15 protein-coding genes and 1 tRNA gene are annotated in these 17,645 nt (G+C 50.2%); 2 read left to right on the top strand and 14 right to left on the bottom strand.

From position 1 onward, the window contains the following. The first annotated feature begins 15 nt into the window (after positions 1 to 15). Complete coding sequence (locus ABKA16_RS03235) at positions 16 to 675, top strand: MerR family transcriptional regulator (protein ID WP_380998808.1); 660 nt, start codon at positions 16 to 18, stop codon at positions 673 to 675. Between the two features lie 246 nt (positions 676 to 921). Here ABKA16_RS03235 and ABKA16_RS03230 read toward each other — a convergent pair whose 3' ends face one another. From ABKA16_RS03230 to ABKA16_RS03165, 14 genes are all read right to left on the bottom strand, one after another. Continuing rightward, complete coding sequence (locus ABKA16_RS03230) at positions 922 to 1,269, bottom strand: RNA polymerase-binding protein RbpA (protein ID WP_380998811.1); 348 nt, start codon at positions 1,267 to 1,269, stop codon at positions 922 to 924. 62 nt (positions 1,270 to 1,331) lie between these two features. Then, positions 1,332 to 3,941, bottom strand: a complete 2,610-nt coding sequence (locus ABKA16_RS03225) for a DEAD/DEAH box helicase (RefSeq protein ID WP_381000122.1) — start codon at positions 3,939 to 3,941, stop codon at positions 1,332 to 1,334. After that, the gene (locus tag ABKA16_RS03220; protein WP_380998813.1) at positions 3,938 to 4,984 is read right to left on the bottom strand and encodes a diacylglycerol/lipid kinase family protein; all 1,047 of its coding nucleotides are present in this window, start codon (positions 4,982 to 4,984) and stop codon (positions 3,938 to 3,940) included. The genes ABKA16_RS03225 and ABKA16_RS03220 overlap by 4 nt, the downstream gene beginning before the upstream one ends. A gap of 44 nt (positions 4,985 to 5,028) precedes the next feature. Further along, complete coding sequence (locus ABKA16_RS03215) at positions 5,029 to 5,394, bottom strand: transporter (RefSeq protein ID WP_380998816.1); 366 nt, start codon at positions 5,392 to 5,394, stop codon at positions 5,029 to 5,031. After that, the gene (locus tag ABKA16_RS03210; RefSeq protein ID WP_380998819.1) at positions 5,394 to 7,361 is read right to left on the bottom strand and encodes a helix-turn-helix transcriptional regulator; all 1,968 of its coding nucleotides are present in this window, start codon (positions 7,359 to 7,361) and stop codon (positions 5,394 to 5,396) included. The genes ABKA16_RS03215 and ABKA16_RS03210 overlap by 1 nt, the downstream gene beginning before the upstream one ends. Before the next feature lie 169 nt (positions 7,362 to 7,530). Beyond that, complete coding sequence (locus tag ABKA16_RS03205) at positions 7,531 to 8,958, bottom strand: UTP--glucose-1-phosphate uridylyltransferase (RefSeq protein ID WP_380998822.1); 1,428 nt, start codon at positions 8,956 to 8,958, stop codon at positions 7,531 to 7,533. A gap of 107 nt (positions 8,959 to 9,065) precedes the next feature. Then, on the bottom strand, positions 9,066 to 9,350 hold the full coding sequence (locus ABKA16_RS03200) for a hypothetical protein (protein WP_380998825.1): 285 nt from the start codon (positions 9,348 to 9,350) through the stop codon (positions 9,066 to 9,068). Further along, complete coding sequence (locus ABKA16_RS03195; protein WP_380998828.1) at positions 9,340 to 9,675, bottom strand: hypothetical protein; 336 nt, start codon at positions 9,673 to 9,675, stop codon at positions 9,340 to 9,342. The genes ABKA16_RS03200 and ABKA16_RS03195 overlap by 11 nt, the downstream gene beginning before the upstream one ends. Further along, positions 9,672 to 10,283 carry a hypothetical protein gene (locus tag ABKA16_RS03190; protein ID WP_380998831.1) on the bottom strand — a complete coding sequence of 204 codons (612 nt, stop codon included), beginning with the start codon at positions 10,281 to 10,283 and terminating at the stop codon, positions 9,672 to 9,674. Before ABKA16_RS03190 ends, ABKA16_RS03195 begins: the two co-directional genes overlap by 4 nt. Before the next feature lie 38 nt (positions 10,284 to 10,321). Further along, positions 10,322 to 10,954, bottom strand: coding sequence for a hypothetical protein (locus tag ABKA16_RS03185; RefSeq protein WP_421671955.1), 633 nt, complete (start codon positions 10,952 to 10,954; stop codon positions 10,322 to 10,324). A 20-nt stretch (positions 10,955 to 10,974) separates the two neighbouring features. Then, positions 10,975 to 13,146: a hypothetical protein gene (locus ABKA16_RS03180; protein ID WP_380998836.1), complete on the bottom strand. Its 2,172-nt coding sequence runs from the start codon at positions 13,144 to 13,146 to the stop codon at positions 10,975 to 10,977. A 45-nt stretch (positions 13,147 to 13,191) separates the two neighbouring features. Continuing rightward, positions 13,192 to 13,265: transfer RNA gene (locus ABKA16_RS03175), tRNA-Pro, on the bottom strand. A 106-nt stretch (positions 13,266 to 13,371) separates the two neighbouring features. Continuing rightward, complete coding sequence (gene der, locus ABKA16_RS03170; RefSeq protein ID WP_380998838.1) at positions 13,372 to 15,555, bottom strand: bifunctional cytidylate kinase/GTPase Der; 2,184 nt, start codon at positions 15,553 to 15,555, stop codon at positions 13,372 to 13,374. Further along, complete coding sequence (locus tag ABKA16_RS03165; RefSeq protein ID WP_380998840.1) at positions 15,552 to 16,325, bottom strand: pseudouridine synthase; 774 nt, start codon at positions 16,323 to 16,325, stop codon at positions 15,552 to 15,554. Before ABKA16_RS03165 ends, der begins: the two co-directional genes overlap by 4 nt. Before the next feature lie 199 nt (positions 16,326 to 16,524). On the opposite strand from ABKA16_RS03165, the gene ABKA16_RS03160 reads away from it, so the two are divergent. After that, the gene (locus ABKA16_RS03160; protein ID WP_380998843.1) at positions 16,525 to 17,580 is read left to right on the top strand and encodes an MIP/aquaporin family protein; all 1,056 of its coding nucleotides are present in this window, start codon (positions 16,525 to 16,527) and stop codon (positions 17,578 to 17,580) included. The last annotated feature ends 65 nt before the right edge of the window (positions 17,581 to 17,645 follow it).

Below are 17,645 nucleotides of genomic sequence, written 5' to 3'. Positions count from 1 at the left end.
AGAATAGAGGTTTGTATGGCTGAGCATAATAAGCCGCAGCTGTCCCTGCACATCAGGCTTGAGGACCGCAAAGACCTTTCAGGGAAAGATGCTGTCCAGGGGGAACTGTTTGAATCAGCTGACCGGCAGGAAGACCTTAAAGGGTATAAAGGGCCTGTAGCTGCAGAAGTTGCGGGCATCACATACAGGCAACTGGATTACTGGGCCCGCAAGAAAATAGTAGAACCGTCCATCACGCCGTCGCACGGTTCAGGGTCACGGCGCCTGTATTCGTTCCGCGATGTTGTGATCCTTTCGGTTTCAAAACGTCTCCTTGACGCAGGAGTCAACCTGCAGAATGTTAATAAGGCTATTACCTTTTTGATGGCGTACAGCCTTACGGATCTGGAGCATATGATGATAGTATGCGATGGTGAGAGTGTTATGCAGTGCACGGATAACCACCAGATGCTGGATGTGATGAGCTCAGGACAGGCAGTTTTTGGCGTATCTGTTGCGGCAATCTGGCATAAGGTAGAAAATGACCTTAGCGCGCAGGATTATGTGGATATGAGGAACACCGGTGTCCGGGTACATTCCCAAAGCGTTATTGATGAGCTTGCGGAGCTCAGGCAGCGCAAACGTATTGAAGCACAGCGCGCACAGCGTGAATATCAGCATGCACAGGGTTTATAACTGTAAAATTTTAAAGTACTAAAAATGGGCTGGCTGCCAAAGGCAAGCCCATTTTTTGTGTTCTATGTGCTGGTCTGCTTAGAGCACTGTGCGTTAAACGTTGCAGGAAATCAGGGAAGTACAGGAGACTTTTACGTGTCGATCTATTTTCCAGGGAGCCATGCGAACTTATCTAATCTGACATAACGTACATTATCGGCTTACTCATCGAAATTACTAAATCAATAAATTATGGCCTTTATCTGTTTACTCGTAATCCGGTATCCAGCCTTCATTATGCATAGCTAGACGCTTATCCAGTAGATCCGAAAGCTCTTCAATACTGCGGCGCTCCAGAAGCATATCCCAATGGGTACGCTGAGGTTTCGCAGATTCATCAGATTCAGTTTCTTCAGTATTCTCACGATGTGCAATCTGTCCGCAGCGGCATTCCCATGTTTCCGGCTCTTCAACGCCAACAGCTAGAGGAAGGATCGTACGATGTCCCTGAGGGCATACATAAGCGACTTCATGGCGTGCAGCGAAATCCACGTTATCGTCCGACTCCAGCGATTTTGCACCTATACTCATACCTCGTAATGAACGCTCTGCCATAAGGCCTCCTTGTTACGTAACACAACAACTTTACTAAAACAGCGCGACTCACACAATATTCCCTAATCCCCGTCAACTCCGCTGTAAGCAACGATCCCTTTATTGACGAGGTCAGCAGCCTTCTGCGCAACCGTTGCGGTATAAGGGTTATCCAGATATTCTCCGACTTTGGACAGCTGGATAAGGATATCCACCGTGCGTTTGCAGCTGCGGACAAAATCGCCTCCGGTAAGCTCTGTGCCTGCCAGTATCTCAGCAAGTGATTTACCGGATGTCCAATCAAATATCGCTTCGCAGAGGCCAAAATCAAGCTCTCCGGCATCGTCAAGGCCGGCATCTTCACATTGCCACCGTATCTCTTCATCAATCTCAGCGATACCGGCAGCTGCCTTCGCAATACGGCCGCCAGAGCCCCCGGGGAAATGCCGCGGAAAACCTGATCCTCCCCGTGTGCGCGATTCATATACGAATCCGGATGCAACAGCAGCCATTTCTTCCGGTGAAAGCCCGTCGAGAACTCCTGAAATCAGGACCTGCGCAATAGTGATGTCATTCTCACTGTAGATCCGCCGCAGGAGCTGGCCCCGGCAGCATACCGCATACTCCCCTCCATGCGATTTTTCAATATATCCCAGGCCGGCAAGGACGGAACATATCCTGTCGAACTGTCTGGACACAGTGCCTGTCCGTGAATTGTAGCGGTCTTCAAGCCTGTCCAGCTCCTGGGAAAGCTTGGCCCATTTATATCCTATACGAAGATGGTTTTTGATATCAGGGCATTGCCGGCACGGATGCGAATGCTCCTCTTCCCGGAGCCTGATAATTTTTGAATCCAGGTCGCGCCATGCGCGGTCCTTTGCTTTTTTGTTCTTAAAAGATGTGTGCTTAAGCCTGCGCCGTTCAGAACGTTCCGCATTAGTGAGCTCCATACGCAAACGCATAAAGGAAGCAAAATCGCCGTATTCACAGGCGAAAGCCTTTTCATACCCCTGTATGGACTCACGGCCGGCCCGGATCTGGGAAATGAGCTTTTCAGCTGCCTTTGCTGCTTCCCATTGTGCAAAAGAATGATCCAATGTTGAACGCACTGTATCAGCATCATATAAGTTAAGAAGGTTTACGGCCATGTTGAACGTCGGCCGGAAGCTCGAATGCAGCGGGTACACCCGTTTTGACGACAGCGCCGCTGCTGTTGACGGTTCAAAATCGCGATGGTCAACAACTATGGCATAACCGACAGAATCAATCCCGCGCCTCCCCGCACGCCCGGTAAGCTGCGTGAATTCGCCGGGCGACAGCGTTTCATGCGATACGCCATTGAATTTCTCGAGCTTTTCAACGACTACACAGCGAGCCGGCATATTGATCCCCAGGGCAAGTGTTTCCGTTGCGAAAACGATTTTTAGCAGCCCCTGCTCAAACAGTTTCTCGACTATTTCCCTGTATAAAGCTACCATCCCTGCATGGTGCGGGGCTATCCCCTGTTCAAGCGCATTCCTGAAATTTGCAAAGCCTAAAGCCCTGGCATCATCCCTGCTGATACGCCCCTCTGCCATAGAATCAACAATACGCCGGATCCTGCGGGCCTCAGAACCGCCTGTCAGCTGCAGCCCTGCACGCATACACTGTTCAACAGCCTTATCGCAGCCGTTGCGTGAAAATATAAAATAGATACCGGGCAGCATATCCAGAAAATCAAGCTCATCAACGACTGCCCACCGTTTGGGTGTGTATCGGGCTGCAGGCCTGTTACGGGTATCTTTCAGGCTGCCCTGCCAGGATGTGCCGGCCCCGCCTCCCCTGCCGCGGCGATAGGGCTTCCCGCCTGCGCCGGCACTGCTGCGTACCGCTTCATGGTCCCATTGCTTTATAAGGGCTGTCAGCTCGGGATTGACTGCGGACGTATCACCGTTGAGATAAAGGCTGACAAGCCTGGGCTCTTTTTTCTGATCGTGCTGAAGCAGGACTTCCTGGATAAGGGGTACCGGACGTTTTTCCGAAACGACCAGGGAGGTCTCTCCCCTGACAGATTCTATCCATCTGGCAAAATCCTCAACATTGGACACCGTAGCCGATAATCCTACTATTTTCACCGTTCTGGGAAGATGGATAATGACTTCTTCCCAGACCTGCCCTCTCATCCGGTCTGCCAGATAGTGTATCTCGTCAAGGATAACGTAACGCAGCGCTGTTAATGTGGCTGAATCTTCATACAGCATATTGCGCAGGACTTCCGTTGTCATCACGATGATATCGGCCTGGGAATTTATTGATATATCGCCTGTAAGGAGGCCGACTTTGTCAGGACCGTACCTGTTTGCCAGCTCATGGTATTTCTGGTTGCTGAGCGCCTTTATAGGGGTTGTATAAAAAGCTTTTACATTATCCTGCTGGGCCAGATGGATAGCAAAATCAGCAATAACAGTTTTCCCCGCACCCGTCGGCGCTGCAACAAGAAGGTTATTCCCGGATTCAAGATCATCCAGGGCGCGCCGCTGGAATTTATCAAGCCCGAACGGAAGCGACTGTGCAAATTGTGCCGCGCTTGTGCCTTCCTGTCTGCGGCGCTCCCGGAAAGCCTGGTATTTTTGCGCGGGACTGGGCCCGGCATTGCAGGAAGATGTATCCGTTGCTGTATGGCGTGCGTTTTTATAGTGTTTATGATGCGTCACTGCTGGAACGACCTCGCAATCCTTGGCGGAAGAAGCATCCTGGCAGCGCTGGGGGCGCATTCGGCCTTTACGGGGAGTTCGCCGACAACTTCCCCATCACCCATAAGTACAGGCGGGTACGCAGAACTGCCTGAGTACCGTAGCTCAGCACTTCTGATCTGCTGCCATCCAATGATCCGCTCGCTCAGATGTGCGCCGCTGTATGCCCGGAACAGAACGCGCATCCCTTCAACGGGTGTGGGCATCCATTTTGCCCAGACCATATCAAGTGTGCTGTCCGTCACTGACGAATACGGGGATATCTTGATGCCGCTGCCCATGTATGGCGCATTAGAGATAACGAAGAGAGGGGTTTCCAGGTCCAGGTGCTGCCGGTTTTCGGACAGGTCGGTGAAACTGACAGAAAAGCCGTATGCCTGCGGATGGCTTATCTCAGCGATCCCGGCATATCCATACCGCAATTTACCGACAGGGATGCCTGATGCATTGGCCCGCAGGTTGATTGCAGCATCAATAGAACAGTTAAGGGAACCGGCAATGTATGTATCGACCCTTTTGCGTACATCACCCTCATAGCCATCGGGAATAGCATCATCTGCAGAAGTAACATGGATGAGGTCCACGCGGGCGAACGAACACATCATGATACTTGCAAACACGGCTTCAATGCTGGTATCTATACGGTGGACAGGAAGGCCCGTACTCCGTGCAAAATCATTTCCGGAGCCGCAGGCTATAATACCCAGGGCAACACGTGTATGGGCAACAGCGTTCATCCCGAGATTGACCATCCCGTCTCCCCCTGCAACAATCAAGATGTCCAGATCCTGCAGGGAACCGCCGATTTTAAGAGCCGACTCCTCCCGGGAATGGCCTGTCAGGTCAATAACTGTGCATCCCAGCTCGTAAGCCCTGTGTGAGACTTTTCTGATGATAGCGGGGCCAATTTTCTTCCCTCTGCCGTTATCAGCTGCGGGGTTCGTAACTATGCCTATCCGGGGAGGATGGTTCCATTTGCATGCAGCAGCCCTCGTATCCGGCATATACGTCCTCCCCTTGCAGGCTTTCTGGTGCCTCTTTAATTTCTTTAGTCGTTATCAGATATATTGAGCTGCTGTGCCAGCCTATCAGTATCTTCACGGGTAGAATCCGCCCAGGCTGTCCACTGATCCTGGTGACGCTGGGAACGCCTCCGCCTGCGCTCAATAATACCTGCATGTGCCTGAGAGTAAGCGTCAGCATTCTCACGGATGGTCTTTGTGAATGACGGGACCATATCCCGCTGTTCCAGTCCTTTATTCTCCATCATCCTGGAAATCCGCGACTGCACCTGCCCGGCAGTCCCGGAAACCTTGCCCAGCGCATCCTTCAGGTGCAGCAGGGCGTATACAACGCCAAGTATGAAAACTGTCAGCGCTGCAATAACAAGTATTGCCCATCCCCAGCCTGGCATCAGTTTCTCCTTCTGTGATGTTCATGCCGTTTAGCATCAGCTTCTTCCTGCTGCTCAATATGGGTCAGCTCCCTGTCAGCGCGCGCAGTGATCATAGAACGGAGGGTCTTCGGCCCAACTGCCTTGATATGGCGTGCATGCGCGATACAGAATGCGACGAACCACGAGTCGGAAGAAATGATAAGATGGACTTTCTGCCCGTCCTCAGTATCTTCAACCGTCGCCCCCGGCAGGTTTTTGATAAACGGCATCCCTTTCTGATTGGTAATGAATACCGCCTGGGTACCGTTCTCAAAATTCCATTCCCGCAGCTCCGACAGCGGGACTTCGGGGATCTCAACATGATGGCTTGGCTCTACCGCCTCAACAGTGCCTATGCGCGAAAGGCGCAGGGTCTGCCAGTTCTGGGACTGCGAATTACGGCGCTTGCGGGCGGAAACCTGTGTCTCCTTCGTAGGCGGGTTCTGAGGGGGGTCCTTACGGTCTTTATCTGTAACACCGGTCCACGCCGCCAGATAATACACGCCCTCATCCACAAAGACTTTGGCAGGAGCCACGAGACGTCTGCGGGTACGCCCTGAACCGTCAGTGTACTCCATATCAAGCAGCTGGTCATGTTCTATAGCGTGCTTGATAACGGGGAAACTCGCCGGAGCAAGCTCAAAACCCGTCAGGCTGAGCCATGGCGTCTGTCCGGGCCGTGAATATTCATGCAGCCGGTTATACAGATCCATTGCCTGCCTGCGGTCGATATCAGGCATAAGAGGCGAATGCGCCAGATAGCTTACCGATGCGGTCAGCATACTCATATATTGAGGCGAGACCCCTGCAAGGCGTTCGAGTCCGAGGGAATTAGTAGCGCTGACGATGCCTTCCTCCTCCAGAAGGGGCCAGTCGATCTCGAAGAACTGGCTGCCGGCCACTTCCCCATCGTCCGAAACCGTTGTCAGAGTACCGATATCTTTACGGATCGTATTGACAAAACGCCTCTGCTCTTCAGAGGTCCGCGGCGCGCCAATGAAACGCTCCGCAAGTTCAGAAACAGAGTATTCTTCCCCCCGATGCGCAGACAGGAAAAGCATAAGATGCAGACGCCGGTCAACTTCTGTGCCTGTCTGTACAGTCGGCTGCTTCTTGGGAAGCTCATCATCGTCTATCTGCAGTTCATCAACAGGCATGACTTCGATCTGCGACGCAGGTACCGCATCTTTGGATTCTGACAGGTCTGCCAGCTCAAATCCCTTCGCTGCCGACAAGCGGCGCTTATAAGCTTCACGCGCCTCTATAGGCTCAATGATAAGGGAACCAGGGTGGTCAAGCATATACGAAGCGAGATCATCGGAATCAGTATATGCTACATTGATATTTTCACCCTCAAATTCAACTGTTGCAGCGAACCGGCGTGAATCAACTATATTAGTGAGGACTTCCGGTATTTTCTGAGTCCCCAGGCCAGGTGCGATCGAGTCAAGGCCCAGCCCAGGCGTAGGGGTCTGCGCCAGGCGCGGCGTGCTGCGGCTCTTGTGCTGGATTTCCTTTGCCCTTTGAGCATTTTCCTGTTCATTCGCAAAGACCGACCTTGCCAGATAATTTGCAGCAGCCAGAAGAGGCAGGTCTTCAGGCTTGAACTGGGTCATGATGCGCGGCTCATCACCCAGCTGGAGCCGGTAAGAAGCAAAATCCTGCCCTTCAGATTTTGACGAATATTCGGGCTGGCGCGATTCAATAGCTATACCCATCGCCGTCAGCTTGGCACGGTCACGCTGGAACTGCTTTGCAAATGCAGCTTTTGCAGCCTGATCTGCCAGTTCCCCATAAGAATCAGCATAAGCTTTAACGCGCTGCGCAATCTGACGCGATGTCAGCCACTGGGGAAAAGCCGATGATAACACGGCGAGTACATCAAGCTCATGTTTCCCCCATTTATCGGAAAACCGGCGCCTGCCGTTCGTTGGTCCTTCAGCCATATGTCCTCGAGTTGTACTTTCTTTCACTGTCAATTTATAATTCTCCGGCCGAAGTATACGCATACATATTTTTCCATTGCATTACGCACACTCCTACTCTATTTTAGTATGTTTTTTCACAAAACACACATTGGATTTTAAATTCTTTTATGCTTATAGCATCCCTGCCCTACTGCCATGAATCTGACTCGATCCCCTGAGGTCCTACGAAGCTTCCATTGGGCACATATGACGGCCTCCCCAGATCGGACAGATGCGCGTCTGCGAAGCAGTGGACATCCTTGCCGAAAGTCCAGTCACCTTCAACGGTGAAGGAATTCGCTGCAGCAAGAGACGGCACGGAATAAGGGAAACGCTCATCGAAGTCTTCGATATTCTTATAATACCGTGTATCTAAATTAATATCAGGGAAGATATAATTCCCGTCTTCCATTTCAAAAGCATCAGTCAGATGGAAACGGTCAGACCGCAGGATAACAAGGTCATTTGTCGTTTTGACGGGAAGGAAACGGGAACGGCTCACCTCTACGCATACTGCATCCTCGAAAAGCGATACTGCCGCCCCCATAGCTGTTTCCAGCTGGATCACATTCTGGGTAGACGGATCAGTAGGGTCAACAGTTTTGAGGTTGCGGATCACGGGGAGCGGCAATATGCCTTTATGCTCTTTCAGCAGCTTCTTCAGCGCACTGATGCGGACCCAGATATTATTGGTATTGAAGAACGGATGGATATTGACATCCGTTGCAGCTTCCTTATCATCCGGATGCACCTGCGTCATCTCGCGCAGCATAAGGCAGCCGGTCTGCCTGCTGCGGACGATCTGGCCGCCTTTCCGGTCGGCATCAGTTTTCCGCGCGACCTCGACCATAAACGATGCGCCTGACTGGGCGAATGCCCCTGAAACTGTGCTTGAAGGCCGGGCACCAAGGTTATCGGAATTGGAAATGAACAGATATTCCATCCCTTCATTCTGCAGGACATCCAGCAGCCCTGATTCCCACAGCGACGTAAAAACATCCCCATGCCCGGGAGGGCACCATTCAAGGTCAGGGTCGCTGGGGAACGATACGGGTGCGCCCGTTGCACCTACAATCTTGGGTTCACGGTTCTGAAGGAATTCAATAGGGATCTCGTCCTGATGGAAATTACGGTTACGGCGTATCCGCGCAATAGATTCCTTCGACGTATGGTACGAATTCATAAATGTAAGCGGCAGCTTGACCCCCTGCTGCTGGCGCACAGTAGTCACCTGCCCCAGGATGATATCCAAGAAATTCATCTGGCGTGCTTTATGGCGCCGCACGGGAAGAAGGGATTTCGGCCCCTGGAGCCCCATTGATGTGCCAAGCCCTCCGTTGAGCTTGAGCATAGCCGTCTTCGCGAGGGCTTTGCCTGTTACCTTGTGGCTTATAGTATCATGGATATCGCCGATATGGCGGATGTTGTCCATCGGTTCTATCTCTGACTCACGGATCCATTCCTGTTCATCGTTTTGCCACACATCATACAGCCTTTTGAACTGTTCAACGGCAACTTCGCTCATTTCACTGTCGCGCATCTTCTGCGCACATGCTTCAAAGGACTTACCAGTCATAGATACCTCTCATCAGGATTAACCTCACCAATTTTAACGGATAATCCTCAGATAAGCAAAAAAGCAGCCAGAATTGTCGCGGCGCAGCTGTTTTACCAGTTTTCCTGTTACTCCCCGCTTAATATATGGTATGCAGCCACCCTGTCTGCATTGCCAAGGGCCGCGACCGCACTGGAGATAGCTTTCCTGTCCTGCACCCGGGCGTCAGCGAATGAAGACATGGCATGCGAAACAGTATCTGCCATATTATCGTGGTCTGACGCTGCCTTGACAGAGACGGAGGCCTCCGCCAGCCCTTTCAGGCGGAATGAGCCATACTCTTCAGCATTGCCAAGGGCCTGGAGTGCGCCTGCGCCGTTATCAGCCGATACTGTTATTGTTTCACTCGGCATGGTATGAATCCCTCTTTCTTATATAATCATCGTAAATATCACTACGAAGTTTTTTCAGATACTGGAGACTGCTGTCAAACTGTGTTTCAGTTTCACGCACCTCTGCTTCAAAACTGTCAATACAGGACTGGATCTGAGAAGAAAACCGGCGAGGCAGCTTATCCAGCTCCTCGTTCAGAGCAATACGGACTTCCTGGAAGTAGTCCTCAGTTTCCTGCTGTTCACGGATAAGGCGTTTGCGCTCCTGATCGATCCCGTCCTGCTGCATGTCAAGTTCATGTGACAGTTTCTGCATATATTCGTAACGCCTGTCTTCGCTGCTCATTTTGCGAACCTCGTTCCAGGCGAAGGATAATTAATATACTGCCAATTGTTCTTGCTATAAGATTCCGGGACCTCATCCCCTGCTTTATAAATATCCCCTATGTCCACAGTGTATATGAGTTTAGCAGGTTGGGCCAGCCATGACAGGAACCTTTTTACACTGGCCGGAGGTCTGGTTTTAGGGGTTCCTGAAGAATAATCATAAGGGGCAAAAACATAAGCAGGATGGCCCACACTATCCTCAATCTTCCTGATAGTAGGTATATCTTTACCCTGAACCTCTTTAGCATACTGCTCTAATGCCGCCTTGAGGAAAGGCCTAACCTTCGCAGTAAATGAGAAACCTGTACACGTATAAGAACCTCCGCACTTGTACACAAATTCCTTAAACTCAGCATCAGGATTACTCCCCGGCGGATCATCCGGTTCAAAAGCCCCACCTTTATATTTATTAAGGTAAATCCAGGTACTACCCGACTGGACCTCCAAAGACCTCTGCACCCGCTGATGGTATTCCTGAGCCTCATGCCGCCTATACTGTAAAACAGCAGCAGAACCAACAGTACCTATACCAAAAACAAACAGCACAACAACCAGAAGACCCGTCAAAACAGTCCTTCTACGCCTCACAACCCACGACACCCCACTCACTTCACAAACCTCGTGTTATCGTATGGCGCTCTAAGATAATCCCAATTGCAGCCAAACCTGCCTTCCGGAACCGCATCGCCTGCTTTGTGCTTGCCGCTGGCGCTATCAGTAGTATATATGAGTTTAGCAGGTTGGGCCAGCCATTGAAGAAAACGTCTGATAATAAGAGGCGGTTCAATATCTGACACCTCAATTTCAGTAAAACGTTTATAAATATATGAAGGAGTTTTTAAACTTTCTTCTATTTGCTGTACTGTAAAAGTATGTTTTATACCTGTTTCATTATAATACTGTCCTAATGCACTATTCAAAACAGTTTTTGCGCGATCAGTGAAAATAAAACCTGTACATGTATAGTACTTCCCGCATTTATACGTATATTTCTTATATTCGGTGCCCACACCCTCCCCATACCTATATTTAGTTACGAAAGCCCTTCCCTCCTGCCCTAAAAGAATATTGTTCTCCATAAATAAAGCTTGGCTTTGCAATGAAGACTGTATTTGCCTACGATATTCCTGTTCCTGCTTCTGCTTATCCTGCAAAACGGTAGCTATTACAATACTAATTACGCCGACTGCAACTATAAAAATTAACAATCCCAATAAGACTGCATGCTTATACCGCATATTTCTTAGTAAACTACTATTCATTTTGCAAACCTCGCATCATCGAAAGGATCTTTAATATAAGACCAGTTCCTCTTTGTCTTTGAAAGAGGAACAAATTGACCAGATTTGTCGCCTTGCGTGTATTTGAGCTTAGCAGGCTGCTTCAGCCATTGAAGAAAACGTCCTAGGGAAGTTTGAGGGTGTTTGGGCTTTGTAGTCTCAGCAAAATTCGTATCTCCCTGTGCACTGTCTTTAACAACAGCCGTGAAGTTATTCCTTAGGCCTTTTGAAACTTCCTGTTCTGATACTTTATTATCTGGATTCTCAGTATTATATTGGCGGATAGCCTCCTCCAGCCATAGCCTGTCAACCTTCAATACAGGTCTCTCATAGCTGAGAGCATCTTTGCCATCGCTGCTGTAGCTCAAATCGCTGCCTATGCTCATGGAACAGTCCTCAAAGAAGGGGTTTTTACTTAGAGCATTAGATATAGATATATTTTTAACAAGTTTATCCCATAAAGCCTGCCGGTCAGATTCATCATTCTTCTCCTCGACATAATCAATAGCAATGTCCAGCAAACTAAGCACTGCCCCGATATACGGAGTGATATTCTTGCCGTGAACGAAGGCTTTTTCAATAAACTTGTTCATACCTTCTTCAACTAACCATTTTTGAGTACTCCCTAAAGCATCCAATTCTGCAGTACTTTTTTTATTATAATTCCCGACTAAGAAACCCAATAACTGGTAAACTCCGGAAGGACGCCCGACAATAGACATGGAAACATTCTCCCAAACACTGTCGGTATTGCCCCCGCTTATACGTGGATAGGAGTCATCTCCAACAAGGCCATTAACACTGACAGTGACATAATCTGCATCAATATTTTCGATACCCCCGCTTTGCACGGTAAAATCAAAAGTTAAGGGGTCCCCCCGACGTGTCCAGACCCCTCTGGATGCCATCGCATTGATTTGAGTCACAATGGATGCCACACGTTCCTGGATGCGACGGTATATGGACCACAGGCCGGAATCTGGCTTATAGACATTATCCTGCTGCCCGCTGCGCGACAGATACGCAGCAAAATCACCAAGAAAAGCAGAACTTTTCCATCTGCTTCCAGCTGCTGGCGTAGCCACTGTATTCCTCTGCCCATTTACTGTGGATGTTGAGATATCGAATGCCCGGGCAAACTTATCATAATCATGATGCATCTGGATATCAAGGAAATACTGAAGATCTTTTATCCCCTGAGGCACGTACTTCTTGTCTACCTCCTTATGCTTCGCATAATCGGCAGCGGCATCATCATACATCGCATAAAGGGCGTGGCTTATATGCCCCATATCTTCATCATTGAAGAAGCCTTTCGGCATATAGGAAAACCATAGCGCGGCATCCCTGTCAAGTTTGCCGTTATGATAGATCTCTTCAGCAGCGATATTGCCATCCGCTAATACACGATGTGCCGTATATTTAAGGCGCTGCCGCTCGCCCGGATCTTTCACGTTGTTATCAATAGCTTCATCAGACTGCTTTATACGGGTATCATTATATGCTTTGCTGACTTCGTATCGTAAAGCTGAAAGGCCGGGACTATTCCAGCTGCCTGTCATGGCTGCAGCATCTGCAACTTTTGTAATGCGTGAAATCAGTCCGTTATCAGCACACATACTGACGACAGGATCATAGATATTATTTGTCGAATACAGGTATTCTTCTAAGATATCTTTTACTTCTGCTGCTGACATGAGAACAGCGCGCAACATTTTACCTATCGACAAAGCAGCAAATGGATTGGGCGGATTGATTACACGTCCTCCGAAGGTAGGGTTTGCCCCGGTCCTATTAGATCGTAACGAATCTGATTGCAGGGAATTCAGGTTCTGTATCCTTCTGTCAAGGTCTTCCCTGTCTACGACATTCAGCTGTATATCTGACGGAATAAGCTTATCTGAGGCCTGCAGGTTCTTCCTGTCTGCTGAGAGCAGCTCTATTAAAAAAATATAGTGGGCTTTTGCTACGAGACATTCACTGTCTAAACGTTCCTGGATAGCCGTGAAAGCTTTCCCCCTCAGACCATGCTGGGACAGAGACATAGAAAGGCTGTTGATCTGCTGCTGGGCAAGCGTTATCTCATTTTCAACAGCAGATATTTCACTGTTCAGCCTGTCTGTAAGTTTTCCTATCGCAATTCGGACCATACTGTCCCCTTTGGTTTCTCACTTATCTTCACTTCGCTATACCAGTCGGGCCAGCGGGATTTGAACCCGCGACCCCTTGACCCCCAGTCAAGTGCGCTACCAAGCTGCGCTATGGCCCGAACTAAGTACTTTCAATCATCCCGCAGAATAAACGGAATACTTGCAAGCACGGTTAACAGACTATCACAACCGTTAACTTTCGTGTCGCATGAATGCCATATGTCATTATGAACGCCGTTTCTTTTCTTTGATCCTGACAGATATCTGTATAGGGCTTCCCTCAAAACCGAATTCTTCCCGCAAAGACCGCTCAATATAGCGGCGGTACCCATGCTCGAGAAAGCCTGTAGCAAAAATAACGAAACGGGGCGGTCGCGTAGCCGCTTGTGTGGCAAAAAGTATCCGGGGCTGCTTCCCTCCCCGCAGCGGGTGGGGATGAGCCGATTGCAGCTGTCCCAGGAAAGAATTGAGCTTGCCTGTAGGGATACGCTGATCCCAAGAGGACAGTGCTGTATTCATCGCATTAAGAAGGCGGTTGGTATGCCATCCGGTCTTTGCCGATAAATTCACACGCTGAGCCCACAAAACCCTGGTAAATTCGGTTTCCCACAAACGCTCAAGACGCTGGCGGCCAAAATCATCAAGCTTATCCCACTTATTGAATACGAGGACGATGGCGCGCCCGGCATCCACAGCCTGGCTCATGATCTTCAGATCCTGGTCCGATATGGGCTCGGATGCATCAAACAGCACCAGGGCCAGCTCAGAACGTTCTATAGCCGCCTGCGTCCTCAGGCTTGAATAGTAATCAGCGCCTGTCTGTTTGTGCAGGCGCCTTTTGATCCCTGCAGTATCGATGAAAAGCCAGTCATCATTGCCGATAGTGACGATCTCATCAACAGGGTCGCGTGTAGTCCCCGCCTCATCATGGACTACGGATCGTGCCTCATGGGCCAGCTCATTAAGCAGTGAAGATTTACCGACATTGGGCTTCCCGATGAGGGCAACCCTCCGCAAAGTTTCCGGGACCAGATACCCGGACCTGTTTTCAGCCCTTTCCAGCATAGCTAAAGCAGTGTCAAGCAGATCCCCTACTGCCCTCCCATGCATGGCGGAAATCGGCTGGGGTTCCCCTAAACCAAGCTTCCAGAACTCCGCAGCCTCATATTCAGCCTCAAGGGTATCAACCTTATTCACAGCAACTGTGACAGGCTTACCTGAAGCCCTGAGCATGGCGGCTATCCTGGAATCAGTATTTGTAAGCCCCACAGTGCCATCAACAACAAGGATCACTGCATCAGCCAGGCCGATAGCGACCTGTGCCTGGGAAGCAATAGCTGACTCTATGCCCTCAACATCGCTTTCCCAGCCTCCCGTATCAACGACCTTAAAGTCAGTGCCGGCCCATTCAGCATCATAAGAGACCCTGTCGCGGGTAACACCCGGGGTATCTTCAACAATTGCCGCGCGGTGCCCGAGTATCCTGTTGACAAGCGTGGATTTCCCCACGTTCGGGCGTCCCACAACCGCAATCACGCCGACCGCGGCATCATCCTGCCCGGAAGCTTCCCCATCGTTGGACAGCCCATCAGTAATAAGGGCCTTATCATCTTCTTCTAGTTCGTACCCGTCAAGCTGGGAGATATAATCGTCGTACAGTTTGCTGTCTATTGCTTCATTAACCAGCCCTATAAGCTTTTCAAGGGTCTGCTCGAAAGTCAGATCAGAATTATCAACAGTAGTGACCCCCGTAGCGGCATGCATAAACGCTGTGACTTTTGAGTCTTTAGCATCCCGCGCAGCAATATCATCTTTGTCGGCATTGCCGCCATAAATATCAAAATTACTGCCCGTGCCGAAGCCTGCGGAGCCGGCGCTGCGCTGAAGGTCACGCCGTGCCTGGCGTACTTCTTCACGTGCAGTCAGAAGGACACGCACGTCAGCATCAGGGGCAACAACAGTGGTAATATCGCGCCCTTCAGCAACGATCCCGGCACCGTGAGAAAAAGACCCCTCCGCTTTTTCCGCATCAATATAAGCACGCTGCGCTGCAATCAGAAGATGCCGTACCGGGATTATAGAGGATACTGCCGAGACCTGCGAAGATATCCTGGCAGAACGGATATCAGTATCTATACTTTTACCGTCGCTGAAAATATCACAATGCGAAGGGTCAAGCGAGATTGAAAAATGGCCTTCGGTAAAGAACTGTGAAACCAGTTCAGTGATATGCTGCTCATCACACTCAGTAAGGTTATTCAAGTCAGCACCCTGCTCAAGGCACCACCATGCCGCTGCACGGTACATCGCCCCCGTATCCAAATATGCGTACCCGAAATGCCGGGCAAGTGCCTGGGAAGTACTGGACTTCCCGACCCCGGAAGGCCCATCGATCGCAACCGTTATCATAACCCTACCGCCTTATGCAATGCATTGACTTCTGCAGCGGAAAGCACCCTGTAGGACCCTGATTTCAGGTCACCAAGCCGGATTGGGCCAATCTGTGTACGGAGCAGCTGTGTAACCGGGAATCCGGCAGCCCCAAAAATACGCCTGACAATGCGGTTCTTCCCTGAATGGATAACTGCCTTGACGACCGAGCGCTCCCTGTTCTGGGTGACAATCGAACAATGGTCAAGTTTTATCCATCCATCATCAAGCTGTATGCCTGTACGCACCAGACGACGGCACACATTCCCCCCAATATGCCCTTCAAGGGTAGCAATATATGTTTTTTCAACTTCATACCTGGGATGCATGGTATGCTGGGCCAGCTCACCGTCATCCGTCATAAGGATAAGGCCTTCGGAATCATAATCCAGCCTTCCCATATGGAAAATCCGTTCATATTTATCGCCGACGATATCGCGCAGAGTCCACCGCCCTTTAGGGTCATCCATCGTTGACAGCACCTTACGCGGCTTATTCAGCGCCAGCGTTATATGCTTATCGGAAATATGTATACGCGACCCGTCGACCCTGATCTCCTGATGCTGCGGATCAACACGCACCCCGAGCTCAGTAACAAGATCGCCGTCAACCTCAACACGGCCGTCAGTTATCATTACCTCACATTTCCTGCGTGAGCCGAAACCGGCCTGGGCTAATACTTTCTGAAGGCGGATACCTTCCTGAGATTCCTGATGCGCCTTTTGCGCGCGGCTGTAGTGATGTGGCATCGTTCTCCCAACGTGACCGTTACCTTGATTTATCGAACACTATAATTTTACACGGGATACCGTCATTCCGCATTTCAGTTTTTGGGCTGCGCAGCTGCTATGATGTTTCCAGTCATAACGGTTTGTAATTTTCGGCCTGCCCCGTGCTGAATATCAGCAGAGGCTGCCGGATCACCTTTCGAGAAAACTGAGGAAATATATGACTGATACAACTGAAACCCTGGTATATTCTTCTGACAGACCCAAGCATGCCCCGGCATCGCTGCCTGTGAGGGTTGGCGCAGAATTCGCAGGATCTTTCTTCGTTATATTCATAACGCTTATTGTTACCGGGCTGTTAGGCCCTGCAAACAATCAGATCCCTGGACTCATGGCTATAGTAGCAGCTCTCACCCTCGCTGCAGCATACGGCACAACCGCTATTGTTTTCGGGAAAGTTTCAGGCGGACAGATAAACCCTGCAGTCACTTTTGCTGCTGCTCTGACAGCACGTATCAGCTGGCTTGATGCCTTGCTGTATATCATCGCTCAGCTGCTTGGAGGGGCTGCAGCCGCAGCTATAGCGGTATTCATGGCGCCCACACCGATAACAAACACCGGCTTCCCAAGTGTAGGATTCATTGCGCATATGGCTAACCTGTATGACCAGGGGACGCAGCAATTCCTTTCTTTGCCTACCGTTTACTCGAATCTGACAACTTTCGATATGCGCTGGACTATCGTGCTTGAAGTCATCGCTGTCCTTGTGATCGTGGCAGCTTACCTGGCAACATCAAACCATAACGGCCTTGCTACACGTAAATACGGTATGGCTATGGCAATGGTTTATGGCCTTGGGGCTCTGGTTACATACCCGTTCGACCATGCTGGCCTTAACCCTGCCCGTTCTACAGGCATCGCTATTTTTGCCCAGATAAAGGGGCTTACTGATCCGTCCCCGCTTAAACAGTTATGGGTGTTCTGGGTTACTGCCCTTCTGGCTTCAGCGGTAGCGGCCCTTGTCGTGATCATCCACGATTCCGTCCACGCCAATGACGACGCAATCTACCGGGAGATCCAGTTCGAAGAGCAGAATGCCCCGGCTTCTGAGACTGATAAAAGCTCTGATAACACTGCGGAGCAGGATAGCTCAGACAGTACCGGCGGGACAACGATCATCGTAGAACAGGCCGATACCGGGGACAGCTCCGAAAACGGCAATACGGATGATGCCGCTGACGGGGATGCTGAGGGAAAACCTGATTCCGAGAGCTGATCTTCGCAGTAATATTCCATAACTCTTTATGTGGGGAGTCTGTTATAGGCTCCCCACAACTATAA

Source organism: Scardovia wiggsiae (assembly GCF_051045985.1).
GTDB lineage: Bacteria > Actinomycetota > Actinomycetes > Actinomycetales > Bifidobacteriaceae > Scardovia > Scardovia wiggsiae.
Note: the sequence above shows the minus strand (reverse complement) of the source record. Positions and strands in the feature narration are given on the sequence as shown.